The sequence below is a fragment of the Candidatus Bandiella numerosa genome (assembly GCF_021811875.1).
GTDB lineage: Bacteria > Pseudomonadota > Alphaproteobacteria > Rickettsiales > Midichloriaceae > Aquirickettsia > Aquirickettsia numerosa_A.
This window is the reverse complement of the sequence record NZ_JAJBJD010000276.1, coordinates 1-250: the sequence shown is the minus strand read 5'-3', so window position 1 is coordinate 250 and position 250 is coordinate 1. Positions and strand designations below refer to the sequence as shown.

Below are 250 nucleotides of genomic sequence, written 5' to 3'. Positions count from 1 at the left end.
TTGTATCCGGCTTGAGTATAAGCTAGCTCATTAGTAATAATGAGTGATACGATACAAGGAGTCAGCAGAAGGCATAGTACTTGGGAGAATCGGTACCTCTCCTAGGGAAGGCCTGAATTAGATTTGTGTGCGCCGTGCATGATGTAAGAGTAGAGGGTTCAAGTCCCTCATGGGCTGATATAGAGCTGTCCATTAGCTGAGGCAAGGTTAACTTCGTGAGGAGTTGGCGGAAGGAAGCTGACGGCAAAGT

1 protein-coding gene is annotated in these 250 nt (G+C 47.2%); it reads right to left on the bottom strand.

Features of this window, described 5'->3' with window-relative positions:
* Positions 1-61: 61 nt before the first annotated feature.
* On the bottom strand, positions 62-250 hold a 189-nt coding region (locus L8D11_RS05630), incomplete at its 5' end, for a hypothetical protein (RefSeq protein ID WP_236870675.1).